29 protein-coding genes and 3 other annotated features are annotated in these 26426 nt (G+C 43.1%); of the genes, 8 read left to right on the top strand and 21 right to left on the bottom strand.

The genetic code is table 11. From position 1 onward, the window contains the following. The first annotated feature begins 215 nt into the window (after window positions 1-215). Window positions 216-1307, top strand: a complete 1092-nt coding sequence (locus CN378_RS00225) for an AI-2E family transporter (RefSeq protein ID WP_098349930.1) — start codon at window positions 216-218, stop codon at window positions 1305-1307. Between the two features lie 127 nt (window positions 1308-1434). Here the strand turns inward: CN378_RS00225 and CN378_RS00230 are convergent, their stop codons facing one another. Both CN378_RS00230 and CN378_RS00235 read right to left on the bottom strand, forming a co-directional pair. Further along, window positions 1435-2139: a Type 1 glutamine amidotransferase-like domain-containing protein gene (locus tag CN378_RS00230; protein WP_098349931.1), complete on the bottom strand. Its 705-nt coding sequence runs from the start codon at window positions 2137-2139 to the stop codon at window positions 1435-1437. A 130-nt stretch (window positions 2140-2269) separates the two neighbouring features. Then, the gene (locus tag CN378_RS00235; RefSeq protein ID WP_179884745.1) at window positions 2270-3781 is read right to left on the bottom strand and encodes a glycine betaine uptake BCCT transporter; all 1512 of its coding nucleotides are present in this window, start codon (window positions 3779-3781) and stop codon (window positions 2270-2272) included. A gap of 229 nt (window positions 3782-4010) precedes the next feature. Here CN378_RS00235 and CN378_RS22810 point away from each other — a divergent pair, with 229 nt between their 5' ends. Continuing rightward, entirely contained in the window at window positions 4011-4133 is a 123-nt protein-coding gene (locus CN378_RS22810; protein ID WP_257140949.1) for a hypothetical protein, read from the top strand. A 40-nt stretch (window positions 4134-4173) separates the two neighbouring features. Here CN378_RS22810 and CN378_RS22405 read toward each other — a convergent pair whose 3' ends face one another. The 5 genes from CN378_RS22405 to mscL all read right to left on the bottom strand — a co-directional run bounded on the left by CN378_RS22405 (window position 4174) and on the right by mscL (window position 7584). Further along, window positions 4174-4338: a hypothetical protein gene (locus CN378_RS22405; RefSeq protein ID WP_179884746.1), complete on the bottom strand. Its 165-nt coding sequence runs from the start codon at window positions 4336-4338 to the stop codon at window positions 4174-4176. 150 nt (window positions 4339-4488) lie between these two features. Continuing rightward, on the bottom strand, window positions 4489-6009 hold the full coding sequence (locus tag CN378_RS00245; protein ID WP_098349933.1) for an MDR family MFS transporter: 1521 nt from the start codon (window positions 6007-6009) through the stop codon (window positions 4489-4491). A 152-nt stretch (window positions 6010-6161) separates the two neighbouring features. Continuing rightward, window positions 6162-6359: a cold-shock protein CspD gene (cspD, locus tag CN378_RS00250; RefSeq protein WP_032088076.1), complete on the bottom strand. Its 198-nt coding sequence runs from the start codon at window positions 6357-6359 to the stop codon at window positions 6162-6164. 185 nt (window positions 6360-6544) lie between these two features. Next, window positions 6545-7093, bottom strand: a complete 549-nt coding sequence (locus CN378_RS00255) for a DinB family protein (RefSeq protein WP_098349974.1) — start codon at window positions 7091-7093, stop codon at window positions 6545-6547. Between the two features lie 104 nt (window positions 7094-7197). Beyond that, window positions 7198-7584, bottom strand: a complete 387-nt coding sequence (gene mscL, locus CN378_RS00260; RefSeq protein ID WP_098349934.1) for a large conductance mechanosensitive channel protein MscL — start codon at window positions 7582-7584, stop codon at window positions 7198-7200. A 255-nt stretch (window positions 7585-7839) separates the two neighbouring features. On the opposite strand from mscL, the gene CN378_RS00265 reads away from it, so the two are divergent. Together CN378_RS00265 and CN378_RS00270 are read left to right on the top strand one after the other, a co-directional pair. After that, complete coding sequence (locus CN378_RS00265) at window positions 7840-8424, top strand: hypothetical protein (protein WP_098349935.1); 585 nt, start codon at window positions 7840-7842, stop codon at window positions 8422-8424. 16 nt (window positions 8425-8440) lie between these two features. Next, window positions 8441-8692 carry a DUF2164 domain-containing protein gene (locus tag CN378_RS00270; RefSeq protein ID WP_098349936.1) on the top strand — a complete coding sequence of 84 codons (252 nt, stop codon included), beginning with the start codon at window positions 8441-8443 and terminating at the stop codon, window positions 8690-8692. Window positions 8693-8728: 36 nt separating this feature from the next. Here CN378_RS00270 and CN378_RS00275 read toward each other — a convergent pair whose 3' ends face one another. Both CN378_RS00275 and CN378_RS00280 read right to left on the bottom strand, forming a co-directional pair. Beyond that, entirely contained in the window at window positions 8729-9178 is a 450-nt protein-coding gene (locus tag CN378_RS00275; RefSeq protein WP_098349937.1) for a hypothetical protein, read from the bottom strand. A 992-nt stretch (window positions 9179-10170) separates the two neighbouring features. Beyond that, window positions 10171-10785, bottom strand: coding sequence for an NUDIX hydrolase (locus CN378_RS00280; protein ID WP_098349938.1), 615 nt, complete (start codon window positions 10783-10785; stop codon window positions 10171-10173). A 193-nt stretch (window positions 10786-10978) separates the two neighbouring features. On the opposite strand from CN378_RS00280, the gene CN378_RS00285 reads away from it, so the two are divergent. Then, window positions 10979-11593 carry a PH domain-containing protein gene (locus CN378_RS00285; RefSeq protein WP_098349939.1) on the top strand — a complete coding sequence of 205 codons (615 nt, stop codon included), beginning with the start codon at window positions 10979-10981 and terminating at the stop codon, window positions 11591-11593. A gap of 35 nt (window positions 11594-11628) precedes the next feature. On the opposite strand, the gene CN378_RS00290 is transcribed toward CN378_RS00285, so the two are convergent. Then, window positions 11629-12612, bottom strand: a complete 984-nt coding sequence (locus CN378_RS00290; protein WP_257140950.1) for a cation diffusion facilitator family transporter — start codon at window positions 12610-12612, stop codon at window positions 11629-11631. 158 nt (window positions 12613-12770) lie between these two features. Between CN378_RS00290 and CN378_RS00295 the strand changes: the two genes are divergently transcribed. Further along, entirely contained in the window at window positions 12771-13832 is a 1062-nt protein-coding gene (locus CN378_RS00295; protein WP_098349940.1) for a DUF3900 domain-containing protein, read from the top strand. A gap of 157 nt (window positions 13833-13989) precedes the next feature. After that, window positions 13990-14817 (top strand): GNAT family N-acetyltransferase, encoded by an 828-nt coding sequence (locus CN378_RS00300; protein WP_098349941.1) that lies wholly within the window; start codon window positions 13990-13992, stop codon window positions 14815-14817. A 39-nt stretch (window positions 14818-14856) separates the two neighbouring features. Here CN378_RS00300 and CN378_RS00305 read toward each other — a convergent pair whose 3' ends face one another. Both CN378_RS00305 and metG read right to left on the bottom strand, forming a co-directional pair. After that, window positions 14857-15345, bottom strand: a complete 489-nt coding sequence (locus tag CN378_RS00305; protein ID WP_098349942.1) for a metallophosphoesterase family protein — start codon at window positions 15343-15345, stop codon at window positions 14857-14859. A gap of 1 nt (window position 15346) precedes the next feature. Next, window positions 15347-16999 carry a methionine--tRNA ligase gene (gene metG, locus CN378_RS00310; RefSeq protein WP_098349943.1) on the bottom strand — a complete coding sequence of 551 codons (1653 nt, stop codon included), beginning with the start codon at window positions 16997-16999 and terminating at the stop codon, window positions 15347-15349. A gap of 59 nt (window positions 17000-17058) precedes the next feature. After that, window positions 17059-17320, bottom strand: a binding site (T-box leader). Between the two features lie 145 nt (window positions 17321-17465). Here metG and CN378_RS00315 point away from each other — a divergent pair. Beyond that, window positions 17466-18053: a class I SAM-dependent methyltransferase gene (locus CN378_RS00315; protein ID WP_257140953.1), complete on the top strand. Its 588-nt coding sequence runs from the start codon at window positions 17466-17468 to the stop codon at window positions 18051-18053. Between the two features lie 91 nt (window positions 18054-18144). Here CN378_RS00315 and CN378_RS22410 read toward each other — a convergent pair whose 3' ends face one another. The 9 genes from CN378_RS22410 to CN378_RS00350 all read right to left on the bottom strand — a co-directional run bounded on the left by CN378_RS22410 (window position 18145) and on the right by CN378_RS00350 (window position 26421). Next, complete coding sequence (locus tag CN378_RS22410) at window positions 18145-18300, bottom strand: hypothetical protein (protein ID WP_179884747.1); 156 nt, start codon at window positions 18298-18300, stop codon at window positions 18145-18147. 151 nt (window positions 18301-18451) lie between these two features. After that, window positions 18452-19243, bottom strand: a complete 792-nt coding sequence (gene trpA, locus CN378_RS00320) for a tryptophan synthase subunit alpha (RefSeq protein WP_098349945.1) — start codon at window positions 19241-19243, stop codon at window positions 18452-18454. Then, on the bottom strand, window positions 19236-20438 hold the full coding sequence (gene trpB / locus CN378_RS00325) for a tryptophan synthase subunit beta (protein WP_098349946.1): 1203 nt from the start codon (window positions 20436-20438) through the stop codon (window positions 19236-19238). The genes trpA and trpB overlap by 8 nt, the downstream gene beginning before the upstream one ends. A gap of 29 nt (window positions 20439-20467) precedes the next feature. Next, window positions 20468-21073: a phosphoribosylanthranilate isomerase gene (locus CN378_RS22415; RefSeq protein WP_179884748.1), complete on the bottom strand. Its 606-nt coding sequence runs from the start codon at window positions 21071-21073 to the stop codon at window positions 20468-20470. Window positions 21074-21075: 2 nt separating this feature from the next. Continuing rightward, window positions 21076-21858 carry an indole-3-glycerol phosphate synthase TrpC gene (gene trpC / locus CN378_RS22420; protein WP_179884749.1) on the bottom strand — a complete coding sequence of 261 codons (783 nt, stop codon included), beginning with the start codon at window positions 21856-21858 and terminating at the stop codon, window positions 21076-21078. Beyond that, window positions 21859-22884 (bottom strand): anthranilate phosphoribosyltransferase, encoded by a 1026-nt coding sequence (gene trpD / locus CN378_RS00335; RefSeq protein ID WP_098349947.1) that lies wholly within the window; start codon window positions 22882-22884, stop codon window positions 21859-21861. Beyond that, window positions 22856-23467, bottom strand: a complete 612-nt coding sequence (locus CN378_RS00340) for an anthranilate synthase component II (RefSeq protein WP_098349948.1) — start codon at window positions 23465-23467, stop codon at window positions 22856-22858. The genes trpD and CN378_RS00340 overlap by 29 nt, the downstream gene beginning before the upstream one ends. Then, window positions 23464-24861, bottom strand: a complete 1398-nt coding sequence (trpE, locus tag CN378_RS00345; RefSeq protein WP_257140951.1) for an anthranilate synthase component I — start codon at window positions 24859-24861, stop codon at window positions 23464-23466. Before trpE ends, CN378_RS00340 begins: the two co-directional genes overlap by 4 nt. Window positions 24862-24930: 69 nt before the next feature. Continuing rightward, window positions 24931-25178: a binding site (T-box leader), on the bottom strand. Between the two features lie 46 nt (window positions 25179-25224). Continuing rightward, window positions 25225-25471, bottom strand: a binding site (T-box leader). Window positions 25472-25563: 92 nt separating this feature from the next. Continuing rightward, a complete protein-coding gene (locus CN378_RS00350; RefSeq protein ID WP_098349949.1) occupies window positions 25564-26421 on the bottom strand; it encodes a GNAT family N-acetyltransferase in 858 nt (285 codons plus the stop codon). Between the last annotated feature and the right edge of the window lie 5 nt (window positions 26422-26426).

The raw sequence follows: 26426 nt of genomic DNA on the forward strand, positions 1-26426 counted from the left end.
TCTTTTTTACTATGCTCCCCAAAGATGGTGCCATTATGCATTTTCACTATTCGTGTTATGGTAACTCCACGGGTTCCTTTAAGACATTTAAGCTCTTCTGAAATGCTTCCCCTTATAAAAAATTTCAGCGTTTCCTAGAGATATTAGTAGGGGTTTCCTCCCTGTTTTTGATATACTTAATCAGATAAACTACTTGACAGGAAGAGGTGAATGGGTTGACCAAGAAAAAAATGTACTCGTGGAGCTTACAAATTCTTATTATTCTTACCATCATTTATGTTTCAACAAAAATTTCCTTTCTATTCGAACCGATCGTCGTATTTGCATCAACATTATTTTTCCCGATCATCATTTCAGGATTTCTATATTTTTTATTGAATCCTTTAGTCAATCTTCTGGAGAAGGCAAGATTGCCGAGAACCATTGCCATCATCGTACTCTATGCGGCCATTATTGGAGCTATGGTGTTGATTATAGGAAATATCGCTCCCATTATAACCCGCCAGGTGACGGCGCTATTTAATGCCTTGCCGGAATATGCACGTCAAACAAGGAATTTCATTGAGTATCTGTCTGAAACAGAGCAGTTTAAATGGATGATGAATCAGGATTATGTGTCACTGAAAGATATCGAAAATCAGCTGGTGGACTTCGCCAATACGTTACCTGATAATATCACCACTGCACTGAAGGGATTATTGAGTGTGCTGACGAGCATCACCATCCTGATTGTAACCGTACCTTTTTTACTTTTCTTTATGTTTAAGGATGGTCATAAATTTCCTAAGGCCATTTCTAAATTTTTGCCTCCATCATACCGCGAGGAAGGGATCGATACATTAAAGGATACAAGTGAAACACTCGCCGCATACATACAGGGACAATTGACCGTCGCTTCATTTGTAGGGACACTTACCTTTATCGGGTATTTAATCATCGGATTGCCTTATGCGTTGGTTATGGCCTTGATCGGGGCAGTCACGAACATCATCCCGTTTATAGGGCCGTTTATCGGTGCAGCACCTGCCATCATCGTCGCATTGTTTGATTCGCCGACAAAGGCCATATTGGTCGTAGTGGTTGTCACGATTGCACAGCAAATCGAAGGTAATCTTCTTTCCCCCCTCATTTTGGGAAAACGATTGGATACCCACCCTGCGACAATCATCATTTTATTGCTTGTTGCCGGTAACTTGGCAGGGATACTAGGAATGATCTTAGCAGTTCCAACCTACGCCGTGACGAAAACGATTGTGTTGAATTTAGTGAAGTTTATTAAATTGAGAAGATCTTCATTACAGGAGTAAACGATTGAGGACAACCGGGCAGGTGCCCGGTTGTTTTTTTATGGTGGAGCATAACTTTCATTGACTCTTTTTAAAACTAATCACATGGGAACCTGTTTGTTTTATTTCAAAATCAGAAGCCCGATTTTCACCTGGGGGCCCCCAGATAAATTGTCGGTAATCGAGTTTCTTGTATCCCATCCTCTTTCTTCTCGACCCGGTAGGCCGCTGCCTGTATTCTTGAACTCACCACTTTGGATAATTCTCCGTCAATAAAATGCAAAGCGGCTCCATCATCTGCTGCATAACCCGATTTCAACTTACCACTTTCAATAAATGAATGATAAAGGGGACGACGGTTTTCTTCCCCATCATAATGAGGGGAATGACTGCCTTCTATCAAACCCAATCCTTTAATGGTCTCTAATCCATCTCCGTATGAATCGGTCGTCCCTTCTTCGAACCAGCAAATCGAGCCTGCACTTAATCCTGCCAGTATGGTCCCTTTCTCCCCCGCCTTCCGTAAAATCGAGTCAATTCCCCACTCTCTCCATAAAGCAAGCATATTCTTCGTGTTGCCCCCTCCTACATAAATGATATCTTTCTCGAGGAGGAATGCTTCCATATCCCTTGTGCAAGGCTTGAATAAAGAAAGATGAGAAGGTTCACACGATAGGGATGTAAAAGCTTCATAAAAGCGTTCAATATAACTTTCAGCATCACCACTTGCTGTAGGCAGGAAACATACCTTTGGTTTTAATGCCTTTGCCTGCTCTAATATGTACTGATCCAATAACAGGTTCTCAGGTTCCATCGAGAACCCTCCACCACCCATTGCAATAATTTGATTCATGAAGTATCCCCACTCTCTATAAGGTATCTTTATTTTACCAAATGAATGCCGGTGGCGGTGATCAGACTGGAAATATTTACGCTATAAAAAATAACCCCCCTATCATCTGATAGAGGGTTTTGGACATTTATTATTTACTTGATCCTGATTCTGTATTTTTTTTATGTTTCAACCTGGTCTCCTTTTGAAAGGAAAGGATCAATCCATACGTCATCACGAGTAAGATGACGCCGAGGGGCAGTGCGGTAATGATGGTGGCGGCCTGCAATCCACTGATCCCGCCTGTCCCCATTAAAATCGCTGCAATGGCTGCCAAGACGATGCCCCAGCTGAATTTAACAAAGAATGGTGGATTCAGACTACCATTAGATGTTTGCATGCCCAACACGAAAGTGGCAGAGTCTGCTGATGTAACAAAGAAGGTAATGATCAGGAATAGGGAAATGACGGACAGGACCCCGCTTAAAGGCATCTGGTCATACACATAGAATAAAGCCGTCTCAAGACTTTGACCTGCAACATCTATTCCCTGGACAAGATCGTAATATAATCCTGTTCCCCCGAACACCCCAAACCACAGTGAACAAACGATGGTAGGAACAATGATGACCGCAATAATGAATTCACGGACGGTCCTCCCCTTGGACACCCTCGCAATGAACGTCCCGACGAACGGCGTCCATGAGATCCACCAGGCCCAGTAAAATATCGTCCAGTCCTTCACCCACTGATTATTTTCTACGTTAAAGGGAGAAAAACGCAACCCCATACTGGGCAGATTCTGTACATAGCTTCCAAACGTTGTCAAAAACAACTCAAGAACGAATTGTGAAGGTCCCACAATAAGGAAAATAATGAATAACAGTACTGCGAGAATCATATTGGCATTACTCAAATATTTAATTCCCTTGGATAACCCCGTCGAAGCGGACGTAATGTATAATACCGTTGCGATTCCCATGATCATCAGTTGAACGTTAAAATTAATAGGTACATCCATGAGATAATGGAGTCCGCTATTGATTTGCTGAGCACCAATACCTAAGGAAATGGCCACCCCGAAAATAGTTGCAAATACGGCAATAATGTCCACTACATACCCGATCGGTCCTTTCGCTCTATCACCAATGACCGGATAAAGCGTAGCGCTCATCAATCCAGGCATCCCCTTCCTGAACTTGTAATAGGCCAGTGCAAGTGCAACCACGGCATAAATGGCCCATGCATGGAAGCCCCAGTGAAGATAGGTATATCTTAACCCGATTTTGGCGGATTCAATGGTGCCCCCTTCCCCGAATGGCGGGGTCGCATAATGTGAAACAGGTTCAGAAACCCCGTAGAACAGGAGACCGATTCCCATACCTGCACTAAACAGCATGGCAAACCATGTTAATGTGGAATATTCCGGCCGATCCGTGTCTTTCCCTAACCTGATCTTTCCATACTTACTTAAAGCAAAGAAAATCGCGATGATAAAAAAGAATGTGGCCGAGAATTGATAAAACCAGCCAAACTTATCAAGGAGAACCCCTTGGGTATTTGTCATGACATCGATCAACCCTTGAGGAAAAATGACTCCCCATAGAACAAATATTACCCCGATGGAAATCGCGGTCCAAAACATTGGTGTAAAATTCTTCAAAAAAACTTCCCCCTCGAATCCAATTGTGTCGGTTTATGTACTTCCTGTTATGTATAAGTAAATAAAGGCATAAACATATTCTTACCCTCAAGATCCCGAACCTAAACTAGTAAGTAAATGGAAAACAGGCGGTCCTTAACTCAAAAAGAAACCTTTAGGTAATAAATTTTATACTTAGGGTATCTTTTTTTCATATCCGGGCAAATTAAAGTAGACGGAGGTGATAAAAATGACAAACAATAACAACAAAAAGCCGCAACAACAAAAAAATGAGGCGGAATTCGCTCAAGAGCAAAACGCTGCTGAAAGAGCTAAAAAAGCTGCTAAACAACAAAACCAACAAAACAAATAATCTGACATATGAATGCCACCAATACTTAAAAAGAGACCAGTCAATCGACTGGTCTCTTTCCATTGTTTTTATTAAAAGGTTTGTATGCAACCCAAACGGCAACTACAGCGGAAAATACGTTGATGGATGTCCCGATGATGGGAGACCCTTTGTAACCGGTGTCCTCGTACATATTGGTTAAAATCAGACCTGCTATTATGCTCAATAGGAGGCTGACCCCCAGGAATACACCTATAAAGATAAAAAATTTCCTAGCATTTTTCCACAAAACTTCAACACTCCAGTACAATGAATCATTCCTTCAACTGTATCAGATTCATGCAGAAATGACCAGATACGAAAGGTTCTCTACACTTTATTCCGTCCTACCTTCAGCACGTTGCTCACGGATAACTTCAAGCCTGCTTTTCCCCATGAGGTACACAAACAATACTGCTATTCCCAGGGGTATCAAGGCGTAGGCAAAAGTTGTCGTAATGGAGTCGGACATAGCGTTGGTAATCTTGGTTAGAACAAAATCAGGAATCTTCTCGCGCATTTCCGGTTCAAAGATACTTCTCGGATCACCTTGAAAGCTGCCCCCTGCCTCCTGCCCTTTGAAGGCACTTTCCAAATTAGAAGCAAAAAGTTTCGTTTGTAATGTTCCGTAAACCGTTATCCCAATGGTCATTCCAAGTGAACGGAAAAAGGCATTCGTCGAGTTAGCAGATCCTCTAAATCGCGGATCAAGCTTATGGATCGTTGCATTAGGCAATAATGAAAATGAAAAGCCCACTCCAAAACCACTTATGATCATGTAAAGGGTCAATAGCCATCTGCTCGTATCCGGACCCATCGTTGCCAGTAGGACCATCCCGGTAATAAAGGAAATGATGGAAACCCACATGATATTGCGATAGCTTGTTTTCGTCATCCGGATTCCTGCCACAGCACTTCCCGCTACTGAACCCAGCATCAGCGGTGTTAAAATCAGTCCGGCGTTTGTCGCCGATCCACCATACACAGCCTGAACAAAGATCGGGATCAAAATGGTCAAAATGATAAAGGCAGCCCCATACAGAAAAGCGAGTGCCTGTGCGGACGCAAATAATGGGCTTTTGAACATCCAAAAAGAAATGATCGGTTCAGATGCTTTACGTTCAATCAATAAGAAACTGACAAAAAATATAAAGAAGGATCCAAACAATCCAATAATCTGCCATGAGGCCCAAGGGAATTCCTTACCGCCAAATTCCAGGGCAAACATCAGGCTCACCACGGCTATCACTAATGTAATCGCCCCTCCCCAATCAATACGCTGATCTGAGCGCTGAGGAGATTCTTTATAGGCAGTAGTGATGAAAAAGAGAGAGAGGAGTCCGATAGGCACATTGACATAAAAGATCCAATGCCAACTGAAATTATCTGTTAGAAAAGCTCCGATCAACGGTCCAAAAACAGAAGCAGAACCAAACACCGCACCGAGAAGACCTGTCATTTTCCCACGTTTCTCAGGCGGGAATAAATCGAATACAATCGTAAATGCGATCGGAAGCAGTGCACCACCTCCGATTCCTTGAATGGCCCTGAATATACTCAGCTGAACAATGTCCTGAGCGATCCCGCAAAGTGCCGATCCAATCAAGAAGATCGATAGACCGAATATGTAAAATCGTTTTCTCCCATACATATCAGATAGCTTACCGAATATCGGCATACCGGCCATGACCGCTACCATGTAGGCGCTCGTCACCCAGACAAACTTATCGAGGCCGCCAAGATCTGAAACGATGGATCCAAGTGCCGTAGCAACGATGGTGTTATCCATGGCTGACATGAGGATCCCTAACAACAATCCGGCAAGTGCCAGTTTCATATTACTTTCTTTTGCAACCAACACAATCATCCTTCCGTAAACAATATGATAACGTCTATTTTATTATAGAACTTTCTCCCTGATTGTCCAGACCGCCAACCCTTCAACTTTTTAAAGGCAAAAAAAACAGGGTACGTCAGCTGACGTACCCTGTTTGGAAATATACGATTGGATTACTTTTGAACGTTAGCCGCTTGTGGTCCACGAGCGCCTTCAACGATTTCAAATGTAACGTCTTGACCTTCTTCTAATGATTTGTATCCTTCACCTTGGATAGCGGAGAAGTGAACAAAAACATCGTCTTGACCTTCAACTTCGATGAAACCGAAACCTTTTTCAGCGTTAAACCATTTAACTTTACCTTGTAACATAAAACATGTACCTCCTAGTGCAGTTGCACATAAAAATATTTATATTCCTGCTCTGATTAAGATTCAAGACGAATGTTCTTCAATCATGTCTATTAACCGAACAAAAATAACTATCTTTACTATAACAGATTCTTAAATAAAACTCAAGGAAGGAATGGGTCTAATTGTAAAATATGCAGTGCAACCTACTCTACTGTTGCCTCTTGATTTTCTTTCGAATATAACTTCTTGATCATCCGTATTTGACCCCTGTGATTGATTTCATCTTCAAAGACATGAAACCATTTAAAGAAGTTGTTACCCTTTTGCCCATACCACCACTCTGTTTCTTCATATAACCATGCTTCATCCAGATTCTTAAATTGTTCGATTGTTTTCTTCCTTGTGCGTTGAAGGTTCTCAAGATAGTACTCTACAGAGTTTTCCTTTATGTCTTCAGCCGCCTTCTTTCCTAAACTTAACGCGGGTTCCAATTTCATCGCATATGCTTCCACTTCATCATCCGTCAATTCTTCAAATGTCAGTGCCTGATAGATCCTCTCTACAGCATCAAAATGCGCGAGCAGCATCCCAATGGAATTCGCTTCATCATGACATCGATAATCCAGCATTTCCACCGTCAGCTTTTCCACTTCTTGAATAGTGATGAATCTGGCATAATCCATCATGGAAAGCAGTAAAGAAAAGTCCTTTTTCAAGCCATTTTTCTCTTTGATCAAAAACATAGAGTTCATTTCCATTATAAGTCCCCCTTGTGGTCTTCTTTTACTATATTGGATACAAAATGGAAATCCCCTTTATTTTTTGTCTATCTAGGGTTGGAAAGTTGAAATAAACTTCATTGTGTTTGATTTTGGGAGGATGACTTTAATAAATCACGAATTTCTCTAAGTAGTTCTTCTTTCTGATCTACCTTCGCATCTACCTTTACTTCTTCTTTCCTCTCCATCCTTTTATAGAAACGTACGATAATAAATATGACCCACGCTATCAGAAAGAAATCCACTACATTTTGAATAAAAACTCCATAGGTAATCACTGCGTCACCGATTGAAACCTTTAGATCCTTAAAGCTGATGCCTCCAAGCAAAATACCAAGCAGGGGCATGACAATATCGTCTACGAGTGACTTAACAATCTTCCCAAAGGCGGCACCAATGATCACGGCCACAGCAAGATCAATGACATTCCCCTTTACGGCGAACTTTTTAAATTCCTGCCACATGTTCATTCTCCTTTCAGCAAAGCTTTAGAGCTTCTATTCGATATGAGGATTAGTTTCCCACAATTATACAAATTTATATGGTTGATTGGCATTCTTTCTGCTACACTGATCTTTCACAAGTTCAAGGAGTAAAGGAGAGATTACAAGCTATACCTATTGTAGAAAATGAGCTTGTAAAAAAATAATTACATTTTAACACATTCATTCAATCCTCTTTCAATTGTTATTGGTACAATTTTTCCGAGGAGTGATAGTATGTTCTGGGTTTGGTTGGTCTTTGTATTTTACGCTATGTTTCTTGCGCCGGGAAAGGGTTTTGCAAGTGATCCCATCATCCAAGGCCTGCTCCAGGGGAAATTCAGTGAGGTGGAGCCTCTTGTTGTGACGGTCTTTATGTTTCTTGGGCTCTTTCCCTTGTTATTCGCTGCCCTATTACTACCGGTTGACCGGGACAACATGCCAGCTTGGCCTTTTATCCTTGGTGCATTTGCATTGGGGGCCTTCAGTCTTCTCCCCTATTTTTTCCTAAGGAAAGGGCATCATCGTCCCGTCTCTCGATCCCCAAGAGGGATTCATGCTTTGCTGTCATCAAAGGCTTTTAGCCTGCTTCTGATGATAATGGCACTTGCCTCGCTAACATACCTTGGACACGGTTTCTCACTCCATTCTTATTGGAGAGCGTTTCAAGATTCGAAGCTTGTCAGCGTCATGACTGTCGACTTCTTCATCTTACTTTGGCTTTCTTTTTATACGATGGATTCAATCTATAACATCAAGGATATGCGTTGGCTCTCGCTCGTACCCGTAATCGGACCTCTTATGTTACGATGGAAGAAATAAAACAGGAGGTTTTCCCATGAGGTTTACAAAGATACCAAAAGAACAGAAAGATGAAATGATTGGAAGGATTCAGAGCTTTTACTATGAACAAACAGGGGATGAAATCGGCGATCTGGGAGCTGAGAACTGGTTTGACTTCTTCATGAAAGAAATGGGTCCCTTCCTTTATAATAAGGGAGTGATGGATTCAAAGGAAGTGTTAATGGACAAAATTCTACTTCTTGAAGATGATCTGTATGCCTTAAAAAGACCTGTCAGCCCTAAATGACCGATTACATATAGAAGGAGCAGGGTGCCATGTACCCTACTCCTTTTTAACGTCATGAAGCACCTTGTCATCAATACGGCCATTGTCATTGACGATTTCAATGGTGACAGCTTCTTTATCTTTGTTTTTTATTTCACTTATGATTTTCTCTATGTCTCCACTCTTTTTTATATCGACTGTTTTTTCTACTTTAAACTCTTTTGAAGATTCTCCTTCTTTACGGCTCTTCAATTCTTCATCTGTATAAATCAGATCGGTTCCCAAAGCATTTTTGATCGTTTTACCCTGCAGGAAAAAACGGGCACGAAACGGTGTATCCGGTTCCAATGCTTCATCCGTCAATATTCCGTAAAAGGTAACTGTGTCAGCTTCCTCATTTAGAGTTACACTGCCCTTTACGACCATGTCAGCTGCATTCCGGTTGCACCCGCTTAAAAGGATGGTTAGAAATATACCTGCAATCATGATTGCTCTTGACCCTTTCACTAGTTGTCCCCCTTACTTGTATGTGCACTATTATCTTACCAAAAGATTAATAAAATGCGCCAGAAACATTTTGTTTCCCATACTAAATAAAAGGACCATTCTTTCTTATGCAAAGGATGAACGTATGATAATTAATGGGTTTTCCAGATAGGTGGGGATTGGAAGGATATGAATGAGGGTTTCCATCTAAATAGGATATGTTCCACTTTTGGGCAGCTCTCTAAAAGAAAAAGAATAGGCAGGTGGTTGGATCAACGGCCTCCATGTAATATCCATTCATTACATGGGGTGGGATTGCTTTTTTAGTCATTCTATCTTTACAGACCTATTTTTTCTGAATTGATCGTACCACCAATGGTAGCTGTCCACAAAACAAGTAAACGCTGTGTGACTAGACGGTTTCCAGGTTTAGGAACTACTTTTTGAGATGCTTATTGCATACCGCCTTCAGAATAAACAACTTCTCCTGCACGCTTAACATTCTCCAGCATTTAGCACGAATGATCATGATCTTTTCCCCTCTCCTCTATATCATCATTTTTCACTTACTTCTCTTTACCTCCTCCCAACAAATTACAAACCATTCAATTTGCTACAAATTGACAAACAAAAATACTTCCTCCGACAGATTGCCCTATCGAAAAAAGTATTAAATCGAAACATATGTCAATGCGTAAAGGTAAATGTAGAATTTCTTTTTCACTTTTTTTGTTTTGCCTTTTTCTTAACAAAAATAATTATTCTATCAAACATAATTTGTAAAAATTACAAGTAAGTGAATTTTGTATTAGTTGTCCTGCAATATGTGGACCGTTCCTTTTCGCTCCAGGCACAAGATTCCCCCGGGGAGGATGTCAAGCCTCCTCGGGCTGAGGAGGCTCAACTCACGCCCCGCGGAAAGCGAGCACCTGGAGTGGAAATCAACCAACACTTTCTCTTATTCAAGAACAAAATCATGAAAACCCTTATTTATTGCATTTAATAAAGGAAAATTATAGAAGTTTAACGAAGTGATGCAGGACACGGGCTGTGAGTCCCCAGATGACTTTGTCCTGGTAGTAGTAAAAATGTTCTTTCATATTTCTCGCCTGCCAGTCGTAGTTTTCGCCACCGGGAATTTGTTTGTAGGGAAAGCTCTCTTCCGGTTCCATTTTGAATTTAATATTATACAATTCCGGTTCTTTTTCACGCAGATAGGACAGGGGTGTTGTGAAAATCTCTTCCACCTCTGCTGAATTCGGCCGCAAATCTTCTAATGATACATTCAGCTTGCCTACATATGGATAAATGATTGTCCCAAATGGGGACACCATATAATCAAGTGGATAAATGTCCGAGATGGCATTCTCTCCAATGCCGAGTTCTTCAGACGTCTCCCTCAAGGCAGCTGCCCTTTCATCGGAGTCACTCCGGTCGATTCTGCCACCCGGAAAACATATTTCCCCCGGCTGTCTTCTCATATTTAATGATCGGACTTCAAATAGAACATGAATATCACCTTTCACTTCGATCAAAGGAAGTAGAATAGCATATTCAGAAAATGTTTCACTTCCCAACACTTTAGGCGTTCTGTCCTTAAAACGCATCAGCAGCTCGTTCACATCCATTCTAATCCCCCTAACGATAATCTATTCTATGATTTTCTTTATTATAGTATGAACGGAATATAAGACCAAACCATATGTATTCCACCGAAACATTACCACATATTACCACTGACTCTATGAAACTATGATATAATGATGATGCCTTCTGGATGAAGAGAAGGACCTTCAGTCAAAATAGAAAGGATTTGAAAGCATGTTTGGAAAAGTTGCTTCAGATGTATTAGGTTTAAGTGATATCGGCACGGTCATAAAGCCGATGGATTACGACAAGGCCGATTCAGATGATTACATTATGCATGAAGATGGAGAAAAGATTTATTTCCTGATCAAATCCAAGTCCGATGAATACTGCTTTACAAACAAAGCCCTCATTCACTTGGACGGGACCAGTGCAGCAAGCAAGAAACGGGTGCTCCGCCGCCTGGATTATTATAAATATCAACTCTCGAATGTCCTCCTTGAAACGGCAGGAACGGTCGATCTGGATGTTGAAATCAAGTTTAAGATCGGATCGGAAATCTATTCAATCGATGTTCATAAAAAACACTTAACAGAAGTTAAAGATCTATATAAATCCCTAATAAAAATCGGTGAGATCACGACTGACAATGGCATCTATTCTTCCTTCGCCAATGAGAGTCTTCAACTTGCTTCCTCAACATTGGGACAGGTAAAGACCGAAGATGCGAATATAGTCGGGCAGTTTAAAGAGGTTAATCAATATGCCTTCAATTGGCTGTCAGATAAAAAGAAAGAATTTACCCTGAAAGACTTTGGTTTCGTATTTGAAAAATTCATACAAAACTAATTTGTATCATCCGGCTGGGATTCAGCCGGATTTTTTCATGGAACATCGGGTACTTGTGTGCCTTTCCACTCCTGAACCCCATCATCTTCAATGATTCCCAACGTAACATCCGCTATATCAGGATCAGCTATTAACTTATCATGGATCGCAAACTTAATATCATCCGCTTCAGAGAGAGGTAACCCCTTCTTTAATTCAAGATACGATTCCACATGATAATAGCGGCCCTCCTGGGTGATCCTCAACTTAAAGATGTCGATGACAGCTTCATGTTCAAAAATAGCTGCGGCAATCCTGTCTTCCACTTCCTTTGGTGCTGCAACCCCAATCAGACCGACCATATTATCATAGCCGACCCTGAAGGCGACCCCCACCATCAGGAACCCAATCATAATCGTCACAATCCCGTCCAGGAGTTGGAACGGAGAGAAATACGAAACAAGCACCGCTATCAATGCAAGTATGGCACCCGATACAGCGACCAAGTCTTCATAGAAAACCAGTCTGGTTGGTGGTGCTGCCCGCTTTACGTACTTGAAGGCACCCGTTACAATCCCAGCTCCCCTGCTTTCCACGCGGGCTTCCTCACTGATTTCCTTCATCACTTTAAAAAGGATCGTTCCATCGATAATAATGTTCAAAAGCAATACGGAAACATTTATCCATATCCCTTTAACATCTGCAGGATGCTTGAGTAGATGAAACCCTTCCCTAATGGTTTCATAAGCCATGACCGAAACGACAATGACCGCAATCATACAGAAGAGATTGATCACGCGTCCGAAACCAGTAGGAAACTTTTCCGTCGGCCTTTTCTCTGAAAGTACACTTCCGATGAACACAAATCCTTGATTGACCGCATCGGCTAAGGAGTGCATGGCCGATGCAAACATGGCACCACTCCCACTGATGAAGAACGCCGCCCCCTTTGCGATCGCAAGGATCCCATTCCCCACCATAGCAAAGAACGAAGATTTGTTTCCTTTTTTCACTAAAGAGAAAAATGACTCTTTACTCACGAAGCTCACCGCCTTACGGTATTTTTAATCTTACAGGTAGTATCCCTCAACTCTGTACTTTCATAAGTCAATTGACGAACCTTTTGAGCTTTTCTATACTGTAACAATGAGTATGAAATCATAAGAATTCGAATCTATTCAGGTCAGGAGTACAAACCATGGACTTTACCATTCAGCATCTATCTTTTTATTTAATCCAGGTAGAAGGAAAAGGCGAAGAAGCCGATAAACGACATAAGCACTTCCAAACGTTAACAGGGGCTGAGTATGAAGAGAGCCCTCTCAAAAGCTTTTTGGACGGAGAGTTGACGAAAATTGTCAAGAGAAAGGTAGACAGGCATTCAAAGTCAGAATCCGCTCCCACTAAAATCGGCCGTTTTGTTGTAGAACCCGGTCATGAGCTGACTTCGAATCCAAACTATAATTTATTTCACCGCACCCGTTATGCCGAGAATATAGAGGGTTTTCGAGAAGCGTGTGATCAGATTGTCCAAATGTACATAGAGGCGAGCGCCATTCGCGGGGGGGCTTTCCTGGTGGCTACCGCAAAGCTGACCAAATTCTTTGACGATCCCTTTTTGTTCATCATGAAATGTGATTTTGAACCAAAGGTTGCTACCATCACAGATGAAGCGACCCTGATTCATAATGTCGAAATGGCGATTACGACGAAAAATATGAAATCCATCCAATATCCCTACATGCCTGAGGAAGGCATGATGGACTCTGCCGAAATCAAGATCCATCAAGCGTCACATGCGAGGTACTTTGAAGATTTCTTGAAATGGGTCGAGTATGAAAAGTCCATGCCCGAAATCGTGAAATCCCAAGTTTACGGGATGGTGAAGGAACATATCTCCGAAACGTACGCAGAAGAAAGTGACGAACGGGTCGAATTTGAAGAAGCCGTGGAAGAATGGGCGATCAGCCCTAAAAGGGAGCTTCAGGAAAGATTCACGACAGAGCAGGTTGTTGAAGCCACCTCACAAATCGTCGAGCAGTCCCCTGAAGTCGAGCTGAAAGTGAAGCTTGACCATGTTTCCGTGAAAGCCCTGCTTTCGGACTTTGGTGACAGCATTCATTTGGCGAAAGTGAACGGGCGTTACGTCCTCATGATCGAAAGTGAATCCGTCATGTTTGAAAAAGGTTTCTCCCCGCTGGAATTCTTAAAGCCTGACGAACTGCATGAAGTGATTCAGCGTATACAGGATAAGGAATAAGGTGGAGCCATGTTTAATCACATGGCTTTTTTTAAATGATTTTTCTGAGGAGTGAATACATTTAACATTAGATGTGGATTTCTCTTGTACAAATAAGCAATATAAAATAAAATTTAGTAAGAAAATTCTTTATCTTTCGAGAAAATGGGGATGACAGATGCTTACTTCGAAACAGCTTGAAGAAATGAAAGATCTTCAGAAAGTCTGCGAGACTTTTGAAGGTATCAACTTAAAATTAAACTGGGAAATGCTTAAAAAAAGACAGAACGATCAAGATGATTTCCTTCTCTACAAAGACAACAATCTGATTGGGTTCTTGGGTTTATACGGTTTTGGCGATTCGTACGAATTATGTGGAATGATCCACCCGGATTTCCGCCGTCAGCACCTATTTCAAGAACTATTCGAAATGGCTTTACGATCTTTGGAAAATCGACCTGTTCACAAGCTCTTACTCAATATTCCAGGGTCATCGGCTTCCGGGAAGGGATTTGTATCACAAACAAAAGCAGCGTATGAATTTACAGAATACGAAATGAAATGGAATAAGAAAAGCTTAGTCTTAGACACTGATACGGTCAGTCTAAGAACAGCGGGTGAGCATGATATAGAAACCATCATCGACCTTGATGAACAATGCTTCCATGTGGTCAGGAAAGATGCTGAATCCTACACAAAAAGATTATTCCATGAATCAAAGGACAGCCATCTCATGATCCTCTTTGAAGAGAAGCCGGTAGGGAAGATAAGGGTTCAAAGAACGGACCATAAGAGCTTCATTTATGGCTTTGCCATCTTCCCCTCTTTTCAAGGAAGGGGAATCGGTAGAAAGGCATTATCCCAAGTAGTGATGCAGGAATCTAAATGGACGGATGATATTTACCTGGATGTGGCAGCCACGAACAGCAAGGCGCTGAAACTTTACGAATCCAGTGGTTTTCAGACCTTCTATAGTCAGGATTACTATCATTATCCCACTCAATAAACAGGTATAGGACAGTGGCATTCCCAGCCACTGTCCTTATTAATGATAAAATGTATGTTCCACTTTCCATGTATCCTCAATCGTTAATATCCCATGAGAGAAATACGGCAGCTTCCGTTTATCCGTGGGAGATCCAGGGTTGAAAAGAAGGACTCCTTTCATAAACCGTGAAAAAGGGATGTGAGAATGACCAAAGATGATCACATCCACTTCATCTTCTTCAAAGGCTTCAAGGGCTCTCTTTTCGGTCGTCTTTCCTTTCCCGTCCCCATGCACCACACCAATCTTCAGGCCATTCTTCTGGACGATCCTCTTTTTGGGAAGAAGGGATTGAAGTTCAGCGCTATCGACATTACCGGCCACGGCAATCAGTTCCCCGTAACCCACAAATTCCTTATATACATCAAGGGTCTGAAAATCCCCGCCATGAATGATGAGGTCGCACTCCGTTAGATCTTGTTGAAGCCGATCAGGCAGTCCCCTCCCGTTTCTTGGCATATGGGTATCAGAAACAATGACAATCTTCATATCATTCTCCTTTTGTCTTCTCCTTTGATTTTGCATTCAATCTTTCCCGCTCTTCCTCAATCTTTTCCAGTTCTATGCGGTTAAACAACGGAGAAGTGTGGGAAATAGCCAGTTTCAAAGGCAGGGATACTTGATTCCACCCTGATTGCCGGCTCATACTTATTTGTTCCGCTAATTTAGACGCAGTGAAAGGTAAAAAGGGCTCAATGATCTTTTGCAGATTACCAATCACATATAAGAAATCTTCCAGTACCCTTTTGCCTTCCTCCCTATTTTCTTTTATTACTACCCAAGGTTTCAATTCATCAAAACGTTTATTGGTCCAGCGAATCAATTCAAATGTCTCTTCCAGCCCCTGGCGAATGCTTCCTTCTTCTATTAGCTGTCCCACACTTCTGAATGTTTCTTTCACTTTTCCCTCGACAGTGCTGTCGGCATTTTCTATCAAGATGCATGATCCAAACTCTTTTTCATAGAATTTTACCGTACGTTGAATCAGATTTCCAAAGGCGCCCAAAAGCTCACTGTTATGACTGTAAATGAACTCTCTCCATGAAAAGTCAGCATCCCTTTTTTCAGGAGCATTAATGGTTAGAAAATAGCGAATCGTATCAGGATGATAGTCAGCAAGAAGATCCTTCACCCAGACCGCCCAATTACCGCTCGTCGAGATTTTCCTTTTTTCCAAGGTTAAGTATTCATTCGACACAATGTAATCGGGTAAATTGGGTTCGTCAATGCCCATCAGTACCGCCGGCCATATGATGGTATGAAACGGAATATTATCCTTTCCATGTACATAATAGGATGTCGTCCCCTCCCTCCAATATTCGGTCCAGTCATATCCATGTTCTGATGCCCACTTCTTAGATGCACTCAAATATCCACTCACAGCTTCTATCCACACATAGATTTTCTTGTCCCGGTAGCCTTCTATCGGTACCTTCACACCATTTTCTAAATCTCTTGTGACGGGCCGGTCCTTTAATCCTTCTTTGAGATAGCGAGTGGTCAGCTGGATGGCATTCTCCCTCCACTCTCCACTATGTTCGTTCAATAATTGCTCAAGCCTCCCTTGCAATTTGGATAGAGCAAAGTACAAGTGTTTCGTTTTTTCAAGAATCGGTTCTTGGCCGCAGAGTTTACAGCTTTTATCCAATAAATCCGTCGGATCGAGTACAGTCGAGCAGTTATCACATTGATCTCCCCTTGCCTTCGAACCACAAACGGGACACGTTCCTTCCACGAAACGGTCAGGGAGGAATCGGCGATCATTCATGCAGTAAACCTGCTCTACTTCCTTTTCATAGAGCCACCCCCGTTCATAAAGGAGGGTAAAGATCCTTTGTACCTCTTCATGATGGTGATCATGATCGGTCCTTGTGTATTCATCATAATGGAACCCAAGTGCTTGAAAACATGCTAAAAATTCCTTATGATATCGATTGGCGACTTCCTCGACACTCGTTCCTTCCTGACTTGCACGGATCCCTATCGGTGTCCCGTTGCAATCACTTCCTGACACGTAAAGAACATTTTCACCCTTCATACGATAATAGCGGGCAATGATGTCCCCTGGCAATAACGCAGCGATATGCCCCAAATGCAGGGACCCATTGGCGTAAGGCCAAGCCCCCCCTATAAAAACAGTCATACGATCCTTCCTCCTCTTCAATATAAAAAAACCCCTCGTCCTACAGATATCGAAAGACATCCAAGGACGAGGGGTTAAGCTCGTGTTACCACCTTAGTTCATAGCTTGCTCACACAAGACTACCTCAACAAGTACGGAGCTAAAAGCTCTTATACCGTGGCAATGATAACGGACGCCCATCCCCGTTCCACCCTACACCAAGAAGGTTCGAATAGAATGCTCCGAGACCATTTTCCAAAATGGGTCTCCCTGCTTCTTTTCAGCTTCCGAAGCTCTCTGATAAGGGAACCCATCATGTACTCTTCTCATCAACGCACAAGTAGATTTGATTATATTATGCCACTTTTCCAAAAAAATGCAACATTCTTTTCAAGGTTTTCTTTACAGGGATTAGTGGAAAAGTGAAGGGACGAACATCTTTTTGAAAAACATATTAGCAGAATGGAGGTGAGCCCTGTTGTTTTCGATGCAAAAGCAATTCAAGCGTCCGAATGGAATCCTTGGCTGGTTTGTGGGGAAGGTAATGGAGTTTGATAATCGAAAAATAAACAACTGGTCGATTAAACAATTGTCCATAAAAAATGGTGAACGGATCCTTGAGGTAGGATATGGTCCGGGCTATTGTATCAAACGAATTTCAAATCGCTTTCCCGATACCCTTGTGGATGGGGTCGATATATCCGAAACGATGAAAGAAACCGCACAAAGTAAGAACCACAAAGCCATAGAAAAGGGCAAGGTTCGCCTGTTTGTGAAAGACATTACCAGATTTGAGTTAGACAATGTGCAGTACGATCGCATTTTCTCCGTCAATAATTATCCCCTGTGGAATGACCGAAAAAAATCACTCAGTCATCTATACAAGATGCTGAAAAAAGAAGGAACCCTGCTCATCACCGTCCAGCCCCGCGGGGATGAAGAAACCGATAGCAGGGCTAGGCGCTATGGTGATGAGATAGCTCAGTCTTTACAGGAAGCAGGGTTTAAAGACATCACGCTTTCTTATAAACATGTAAAACCGGCTCTGACCGTCTGCGTGAAGTGTGTGAAGTAAAAGTAAGCCCCCTATAGAGAGGATCCATCTCAACAGGGGGCTTCCATACATAATTAAACAGCCGGCCATATAAGGACCGACTGTACCTTTATTACTGTTCCGTGTTGCTTTCGTCTGTGCTGCTTTCTTCATCCATGTTCTCTTCCGTACCTGTGTCTTCTTCTGAGTCGCTGCTGCATCCGGCTGCAAATGTTACTACTGATAGAGCTGTCATTAACATTAATAACCACTTTTTCATACTTTTCATTTTAATAGCCTCCTGTTATGATGCTTTGTTCAACTACATCTCTATCATACTGATTTTCCAGGGGAAAAGAAGGCTATTTACCTTTATTTAACATACATTTAGAATCCGTTAATCTACTCCCGGAGAAATTTACAAAATAATCAGTCATCATTTACGAATGGAGGGCACCCGTCTTAGAAGCCCCTATCAGATCCTTGATCTCATCTAATGAATCTTTCTGGATCAGGTCGATGATTTTGCTTCCTACCACTACTCCATCACAGTATCTGCCCATATTACGAACGTGGTCCGGAGTGGAAATTCCAAACCCAGCTAGAACCGGGACAGGGCTGTTTTCCTTCAGTTTGTTCAAATGGGTGGCAATATTGTCTGCAAAACCATCACGCGTACCGGTGATCCCATTGATGGTTACGGCATAAAGGAACCCTTCCGTGACAGATGCTAATTCACGGATTCTTTCCAATGGACTTGTCAGCGTGGCGAGCTGGATCACGGCGATTTCATTTTCTTGAGCCGGGTCCCGGATAAGATCATGATGCTCGAGAGGAAGGTCCGGAATGATGACTCCGTCCACTCCGGCATCTTGACAATCACGGAAGAAGTGTTCCACCCCGTATTTGTAAACAGGATTGATATATGTCATAAACACCAAGGGGATCCCGATTTCTTCCCTTCTTTCTTTTAGCGAATCGAGCACCTTTTGGAGTGTCGTCCCATCCTGCAAAGCCCTCTTCCCGGCTTCTTGAATGGTCGGGCCGTCCGCAACGGGATCTGAAAACGGGACTCCCACTTCAATGGCCGTCGCCCCTCTTTCTTCAAGCATCTTCAAGTTAGAGATGAACACATCCATCCCACCGTCACCTGCCATCACATAAGGAATGAATAGCTTATGACCCTTATCAAGCTCGGTTTGCAGCGTGGTTTCCAGAAATTTTTTACCCATGTTGACTACCTCCCAATAACTCTTTTACTTGTTCAACATCCTTGTCTCCCCTGCCAGACAGACAAATAACAATTGACTCCTCCTTAGGCATTTTTCTGGCTAATTCAACTGCATAGGCAATGGCATGGGAGCTTTCGAGTGCCGGAATGATTCCTTCGGTCCTGGATAATTGCTTAAATGCATCCAGCGCTTCACTGTCAGTAACGGATGAATAGCGCACCCTGTCAATTTCCTTTAAGTAACTGTGCTCCGGTCCCACTCCGGGGTAGTCAAGCCCCGCAGAAATCGAATGAGCTTCCTGTATTTGACCGTCATCGTTTTGAAGCAGGTACATCATGCTTCCATGAAGGATACCGACGGAACCCTTCGTTAATGTCGCAGCATGCTTTTCTGTTTCAACACCGCTTCCCGCTGCTTCTACCCCGTAAAGCTCCACTTCCTTATCTTCAATGAACGGGTGAAACATTCCCATGGCATTGCTTCCCCCTCCAACACAAGCAACAATGGCATTCGGCAGCCTCTTTTCTTTCTCGAAAAATTGTTTCCTGGTTTCTTTTCCGATGACACTTTGGAAGTCACGGACCATTTTGGGAAATGGGTGTGGTCCCAAAACGGACCCCATTATATAGTGAGTATCCTCTACATTGGCAACCCAGTAACGAAGCGCTTCATTGACGGCGTCCTTCAATGTGGCACTGCCCTGGGTGACGCTGATTACCTTCGCTCCGAGCAACTCCATCCTGAATACGTTGAGCTTCTGCCTGCGGATATCTTCCGCACCCATGAAAATGACACAATCGAGATTTAGTAAAGCACATACGGTTGCGGTTGCGACCCCGTGCTGACCGGCTCCAGTTTCTGCTACGACTTTTCTTTTTCCCATTCTTTCAGCAAGCAGAGCCTGGCCGACCGTGTTGTTGATTTTATGCGCACCGGTGTGATTAAGATCTTCCCGTTTCAAATAGATTTTGGCTCCACCAATTTGTCTACTAAGATTCTCAGCAAAGTAGAGAGGATTTTCCCTTCCTACATAATCCTTTAAATAACTTTGCAGCTTCTCTTGAAAATGTTCATCCTTGACTGCTTCATCATAAGCGGACTCGAGTTCCTGAACGGCTTTCATCAACGACTCCGGAACGAATCTTCCTCCGAATTGTCCGAATAATCCTTTTTGATCGGGTTGTGCATATAACATCTTCATTCCTCCATTCACTCATTTTAAGACTAGACTGATTTCGCTTCCCTAATAAATGACTCTATCTTTAACCGGTCCTTCCTTCCATCCGTCTCCACCCCGCTCGATACATCCACCATATAGGGACGGACTTTCGTGATTGCTTCCCTTACATTATCAGGATTGAGTCCCCCTGCTAGGATCAGCTGTTGAGGGAAACTTCCCGCATCCACATAATCCCAATTAAATGTCGTTCCATTCCCCCCTCGATAAGGTCCCTTTCCACTATCCAACAAGATGATTCCACCAGGACATTGATCGATCCCGTATATATCTTCTTTTTCTTTTACCGAAATCACCTTGATGTATGGAAGATCGAGATCTTCCGCGAAAAACACTGATTCATCCCCATGAAGTTGCACATAATCGAGATTCACCGTTCTATAGATTTCTTTCAGCTTTTCTTTCGATTCATTCACAAACACTCCGATCTTCCATATATGAGCAGGGAGTGAAGCACTGATCCGGGCTGCTGATTCCACATCAATCCTTCTTTTGCTATCAGCGAAAACAAATCCTACTGCATCAGCCCCGGCTTCGATTGCCCAGCGAGCTTCCTCCTCCCGCCTGATGCCACATACCTTTACTTTCGTCATTTTTATCGCGCCTTTCTCACTTGCAGTGCTGAGAGGGCAGCCGCAGGTTCATCACTTCTCATTAACGTTTCACCAACAAGGACTCCCTGTGCCCCTGCATCTCTCACTTTCCGGCAATCGTTTTCATCTCTTATCCCACTTTCGCTGATGAGTACCACATCCATCCCCTTCACCATCCCGGCCAGTGATTCAGTAATGAGAAGATCCACTTCGAAGGTTTTCAGATTCCGATTGTTGACTCCAATGATGAATGCGCCTAGATCCAGCGCCTGCTTCATTTCTTCTTCATCATGGACCTCCACCAGAACCTCAAGGCCACGCTTCGCTGCATAATGATATAATTCTTTCAATCTGTTAAACGGCAAGGCAGCTACGATTAATAGGATGACATCCGCTCCCGCATCTTGAGCTCGGTCGATCTGGATTTCATCAATGATGAAGTCTTTACAAAGAATCGGAATCGATACAGCACTGCGGACATTTGCGAGATCCTCCATTCTTCCTTTAAAGAACGGTGTATCGGTCAGAACGGATATGGCGCACGCTCCTGCATCTTCGTAGGTCACAGCCTGTAAGACCGGATCCACCTCGGTGTGTATGTCTCCTTTGGATGGGGATGCCCGCTTTATTTCTGCTATCACTTGGAGCGCCGAAGCAGATTTTAACGATTCATATAGGGATGGGACCGGTATCCTTTTAGAATGATAGGATTTATAGCCTTCACGTTTTAGCTCAGTCACTTCTTCTTTCTTTTTTTCAAGTATGGTCTCCAGGATAGTGGACAATCAAATCACCTGCTTTCGTCGTTGTTGGCTATAGTGAACAAGGGAGGTCAGTGCACCCTTTGCCCGCCCGCTTTCAATACTTTCCCTGGCAAGCTTTACACCTTCGGAAAACGTCGACGCTTTACCATGTGCGAACAATGCGATCCCTGCGTTGAATAGGACCGTATCCATATAGGATCCTTCTTTTCCTTGTAAGACGTCCTGTAAGATGCGGGCGTTGTCCCTGGCATCTCCCCCTCTTATTTCTTGCAGGGAATAAGAAGGAAGGCCAACTTCCTCACCTGATAACGTAAAGGAGCTGATCTTTCCATTTTCCAACAGGACAAGATGGTTTTCACCTGCCAGAGAGGCTTCATCCATGTGGTCTGCACCATTTAGGACGATGGCCCGTTTTCTTCCCAATTCATGCAAAACCTTTGCCATTGTTTCTAATTTGTCTCTTCTATACACTCCGACCAGCTGGGTATCTAATTGAACCGGATTTGTTAGTGGACCAATGAGATTAAAGATGGTCGGGATTTTCAGTTCCTTTCGCACACTCATGATTTTTTTCAGACCTGAATGAATATGCGGGGCATATAGAAAAGCAATATTGGTTTCATTCAGCAAACTTTCGACTTCTTTTGCCTGGAAGTCTAGGGATACGCCAAGTTTCTCTAACACATCTGCACTTCCCGTTTTGCTTGAGATGCTCCTATTTCCGTGCTTTGCAACCTTGACCCCTGCACCAGCCAGGACGAATGCACTCGTGGTACTGATATTAAAGCTCTGGGAACCATCTCCGCCCGTTCCGCAGTTATCCAGCACCCCCGATAAATTACTTGTAATCGGCATCGCTTTCTCTCTCAGCACTTCTACGAGTGCCGTCATTTCATCGACGGTTTCCCCCTTCATTTTCAAAAGGGTCAGGAAACAGGCAATTTGACTCTCCGTTGTTTCGTCAAGGAGCAGTTCCTGAGCAGCTCTCCTCATCTCATCTCTCTCCAATGAATGACCGTTAGATAACGTTTGTAGATAGTTTTTCACGGTTATTCTCCTTTCTCATCTCTTCTAAAAAGTTTTGAATGATTTTTTTACCTGTTTTCGTCCCGATGGATTCCGGGTGAAATTGAACCCCGAACAGAGGATTCCTCCTATGCTTTATGGCCATGATCTCACCGTCATCCATCGAATGGGCGACCTCTTCTAAAGGCGGCGGCAAGGTCCCTTTCTTAATCACCAATGAGTGATATCTCATCACCTCTAATGGTTGAGGCAGATATTCGAATACTCCGCTGCCATTATGTTTTATAAGGGAGGTCTTACCATGCATCACCTTCCCTGCAATTTCAATGGTTGCCCCAAATGCGGCTCCGATTGCTTGATGTCCTAAGCACACACCGAGAATTGGCACGCTAGCGTGAAGATTCTGGATAATCGAGGTGCAAATACCCGCATTTTCCGGCTTTCCGGGTCCCGGTGAAAGAATGATCCCCGCAGGATTCAGTTTTCTGATCTCGTTCAATGTAATCTCGTCATTTCTCTTGACGACTACTCTTTCACCAAGCTCTTCTATATATTGATACAGGTTATACGTAAACGAATCGTAGTTATCAATGAGTAAAATCATCCTGTTACCTCCAACAATGATTTTGCTTTATTCAGAGTCTCTTCATACTCACTCAGAGGATCTGAATCAAAGACAATCCCTGCCCCTGCTTGAACATTCGCTACGCCATCTTTCAGGACCATCGTACGGATTGCCAGGGCAAAGTCCAGATTCCCGTTGATCCCTATATAGCCGACAGCACCTGAGTACACTCCCCGCTTCGTCGTTTCAAGCTCATTGATGATCTGCATCGCCCTGATTTTTGGTGCCCCGCTGACCGTGCCTGCAGGTAAACAGCTTGTCAGGGCTTCAAGTGGGGCCACAGCTTCCCGTAATTCCCCCTTTACCTCTGAAACGATATGCATGACATATTTATATCTTTCAATGGTCAAGTACTTTGATAAATAGATAGAGCCGATTTCACAAATCCTTCCCAGATCATTCCTTCCTAAATCTACGAGCATCCGATGTTCTGCAATCTCTTTTTCATCTGATAACAATTCGTTCTCAAGCTCCCGATCTTCATCAGCTGTTTCCCCTCTCCGCCTTGTTCCCGCTATCGGATTCGTTGTGATCTGATTTCCCTGGACCTTCAACATGCTTTCCGGCGACGCCCCCAAAATGACATAGTCTTCGAAGTCAATGAAGAACATATAGGGGGAAGGGTTGGATTTTCTCAAACTCCGATAAAAAGTGAATGGGTCGCCCGAGAACGATGCCCTGAGCCTTTGAGAAAGCACCACTTGAAAGATTTCTCCTTCTCTTATCGACTGCTTTGCCCTTTCCACCTTTTTCAAGAATTCATCTTTCGACGTGTGGGCATGAAAGGAAAGCTGATTCAGTTTTTTGGGGTGAGTGTCTAAATATACATTGGACAGCTCAGCTTCGACCCCTTTCACTTTTTCCTGCAGGTTTTCATCCCGACCTTCTGTCCACCCGTTCATGACAACGATGGTTACTTTATGTTCAAGATGATCGAAAACGATGACTTTCTCATAAAACATCAGGTGAATGTCCGGCATCTCCAATTCATCAGGGGGAGTGTCGCCGATTTTCTCGTATTGCCTGATGACGTCATATCCCAGGTATCCGATGCCTCCACCTGTAAACGGAAAGGGTACACCCTCCATGGGGTGATGGGGTATCAGGTCTTGAATCATCTCAATGGGATCCCCTGTCCGTACCTCTATTTGACCGGAAGAGGTTTGGATAAATTGCACATTATTTCCATACGCCTTACATTCCAAGAACGGATCGCTTCCCACAAAGGAATATCGACCGGATTGTTCGTGTTTCAGTGAACTCTCCAATAAGAATTTTTTCTTTCCCTTCAGTGATTGAAAGAGGGATATAGGAGTGTACATATCTCCATTCAATTCCTTCACCACATAATTCAATTCTCTCTGCATCTGCATTTCTATGCCTCCTATTCCCATTTTAAAAAATCCATAAAAAAAGTCCCCTATGAACAGAAAAATCCGTTCATAGAGGACGATGCTGACCGCGGTGCCACCTCTGATTGGGATACGTATCTGTACCCCCTCTTGATTCAAGTACGGGGCTTATCACCCGATACTCTATCCCTTTAACGGCGGAATCCCGTACGACCCTACTTTTATTCAGGTCATCTCTCATAAGTCCATTCCAGACAAGCTATCATGCTAAGGTCTCACCATCCTTAACTCCCTGTTATGCATCACTTGAATGTACTCCTCTTATTCAACGATTTATCGCTATTTGATTATAAAAAAAAGGCATCCCAAATCCATTTACACAATGTAAAGGACGAGATACCCGTGGTGCCACCTTTGTTGACTGCCTCCGCAGTCCACTCAATCGTATCGAAGCAGGATGCTTGAATACGCGTCTTTTATAACGATAAGACATTCGCCAAAGCCTACTCCCATCGGTTTCGGATTGGAGGCTCGGAAGTCCATTCCCTAAGGTCGATCACACTGGTTCACACCACCCACCAGCTCTCTTTTAGTGTCGATCAGAGGTACTCCTCTTCGTCAAAGCCATTCGCTCATTTAATTAATTGTTTATTATACTAATCTCTTTCTGGCACGATGTCAACCATTTCTATAAAAATAATATTCAGCATGGTGGTAAATGGTTCACACAATGGTGATCATCATTGAATCGCATACAGGCTCATAGCCGATTTCCATATAGATTTTGTTGGAGGTAGGATTGTCCAGATCCGTATACAGAGAACAAAAGGAATGATCCTTCAGTAAAAGGCGGCTCAGTTCTGCTACAACCGAAGATGCGTAACCTTTCTTCCTAAATTCAGATGGGGTATAAACGAAATTTACGGTAATGCCGTTTTCCGTTCTCCTTGCCGCCCTTGCCATGGAAACAGGCTTTCCGTCCACTTCCCAAAAGAACACATATGGTTCATTTTGAATCATATCCTTCGCCCTTTTAAGCGCTTCATCTCCAGCCATGGATATCACTTCGGTATCTGCTACAAATTCACTGATCCACTTTGCCAACAGTTCCTCCTGCCCTGAACGCACGGGAACCATTTTCCCTCTGCTTATCCTTATATCCTTCACCTTATTCAATTGGTATACACGCTGGTTCATACGGATGCTGAAGCTCTCTCCTGTCACGTGGCACCAGCCATGAGTCATTTGAAGTGCTGTTTCCTTTTCAGCTACAAAACCGGGAATCGTTACTTGATATTTCTCACAATAATCTTTGAGCTGCAAGGCTATACCCGCTATCTCTTCTTTACCCACTTTCAGCGTACACACAAGATAATGGGGAGGAGTCATGATGAATGAACCTGCCACCGCCCCCTCCTCATTTTCCACTAAAAGAAGGAGCGGATCTTTATATTTGTCACTCGTTTTCATTGTGTTCAGTAACCCCAAAGGCAGATTATTCGCTGCTTCATCCTCCATAAGAAGAGAATGAACCTTATCATGGAAGGCTGTTGGATCCTTATACTCTACCAGCTTATACATATTAT

The sequence above is a fragment of the Bacillus sp. AFS015802 genome (assembly GCF_002561455.1).
Lineage (GTDB): Bacteria > Bacillota > Bacilli > Bacillales > Bacillaceae_B > Rossellomorea.

What these genes read in the sequence shown, in the direction of transcription:
- CN378_RS00230 (WP_098349931.1), bottom strand. Translation starts at nt 2,139, where the DNA reads ATGAATCAAATTATTGCAATGGGTGGTGGAGGGTTCTCGATGGAACCT.
- CN378_RS22810 (WP_257140949.1), top strand. Translation starts at nt 4,011, where the DNA reads ATGACAAACAATAACAACAAAAAGCCGCAACAACAAAAAAATGAGGCG.
- cspD (WP_032088076.1), bottom strand. Translation starts at nt 6,359, where the DNA reads ATGTTACAAGGTAAAGTTAAATGGTTTAACGCTGAAAAAGGTTTCGGT.
- CN378_RS00255 (WP_098349974.1), bottom strand. Translation starts at nt 7,093, where the DNA reads ATGAACTCTATGTTTTTGATCAAAGAGAAAAATGGCTTGAAAAAGGAC.
- mscL (WP_098349934.1), bottom strand. Translation starts at nt 7,584, where the DNA reads ATGTGGCAGGAATTTAAAAAGTTCGCCGTAAAGGGGAATGTCATTGAT.
- CN378_RS00265 (WP_098349935.1), top strand. Translation starts at nt 7,840, where the DNA reads ATGTTCTGGGTTTGGTTGGTCTTTGTATTTTACGCTATGTTTCTTGCG.
- CN378_RS00270 (WP_098349936.1), top strand. Translation starts at nt 8,441, where the DNA reads ATGAGGTTTACAAAGATACCAAAAGAACAGAAAGATGAAATGATTGGA.
- CN378_RS00280 (WP_098349938.1), bottom strand. Translation starts at nt 10,785, where the DNA reads ATGGATGTGAACGAGCTGCTGATGCGTTTTAAGGACAGAACGCCTAAA.
- CN378_RS00285 (WP_098349939.1), top strand. Translation starts at nt 10,979, where the DNA reads ATGTTTGGAAAAGTTGCTTCAGATGTATTAGGTTTAAGTGATATCGGC.
- CN378_RS00295 (WP_098349940.1), top strand. Translation starts at nt 12,771, where the DNA reads ATGGACTTTACCATTCAGCATCTATCTTTTTATTTAATCCAGGTAGAA.
- CN378_RS00300 (WP_098349941.1), top strand. Translation starts at nt 13,990, where the DNA reads ATGCTTACTTCGAAACAGCTTGAAGAAATGAAAGATCTTCAGAAAGTC.
- CN378_RS00305 (WP_098349942.1), bottom strand. Translation starts at nt 15,345, where the DNA reads ATGAAGATTGTCATTGTTTCTGATACCCATATGCCAAGAAACGGGAGG.
- metG (WP_098349943.1), bottom strand. Translation starts at nt 16,999, where the DNA reads ATGACTGTTTTTATAGGGGGGGCTTGGCCTTACGCCAATGGGTCCCTG.
- CN378_RS00315 (WP_257140953.1), top strand. Translation starts at nt 17,466, where the DNA reads ATGCAAAAGCAATTCAAGCGTCCGAATGGAATCCTTGGCTGGTTTGTG.
- CN378_RS22410 (WP_179884747.1), bottom strand. Translation starts at nt 18,300, where the DNA reads ATGAAAAGTATGAAAAAGTGGTTATTAATGTTAATGACAGCTCTATCA.
- trpA (WP_098349945.1), bottom strand. Translation starts at nt 19,243, where the DNA reads ATGGGTAAAAAATTTCTGGAAACCACGCTGCAAACCGAGCTTGATAAG.
- trpB (WP_098349946.1), bottom strand. Translation starts at nt 20,438, where the DNA reads ATGTTATATGCACAACCCGATCAAAAAGGATTATTCGGACAATTCGGA.
- CN378_RS22415 (WP_179884748.1), bottom strand. Translation starts at nt 21,073, where the DNA reads ATGACGAAAGTAAAGGTATGTGGCATCAGGCGGGAGGAGGAAGCTCGC.
- CN378_RS00340 (WP_098349948.1), bottom strand. Translation starts at nt 23,467, where the DNA reads ATGATTTTACTCATTGATAACTACGATTCGTTTACGTATAACCTGTAT.
- trpE (WP_257140951.1), bottom strand. Translation starts at nt 24,861, where the DNA reads ATGCAGATGCAGAGAGAATTGAATTATGTGGTGAAGGAATTGAATGGA.
- CN378_RS00350 (WP_098349949.1), bottom strand. Translation starts at nt 26,421, where the DNA reads ATGTATAAGCTGGTAGAGTATAAGGATCCAACAGCCTTCCATGATAAG.